This window comes from Kitasatospora sp. NPDC059817 (assembly GCF_042731835.1).
Classification (GTDB): Bacteria; Actinomycetota; Actinomycetes; order Streptomycetales; family Streptomycetaceae; genus Kitasatospora.
Genome location: NZ_JBHWIR010000075.1, coordinates 31515 through 31817, shown reverse-complemented (window position 1 = coordinate 31817; position 303 = coordinate 31515).

The following is a 303-nucleotide window of genomic DNA, read 5'->3' as shown; positions in this document are numbered from 1 at the left end:
CCACACACTCTCAGGCCGGCGGAGCGCCTCCGACTCACACCCACTGCGCGCCGGCCGCCCCCCCCCCGCGGGGGGGCCCCCCCCCCCCCCCGCGGGTCGGGTGGACCAGCTGCTGGAGGGGTAGACGCTCGGGATCCGGTTGTGGGGTTCCGGGGGTGTTGCGGTTGACCCGCCGGCGCTGTGTCTCCTTCCACCCCGGTCGCGCCCGCTGCGGTCCGGCGGGTGGGGGACAACAATGTGTTGCCACCCCCAGGACGCCCCGTTGAAGGTGTGTTGGGGGAGGGTAGTGGTTATTATGGAGTA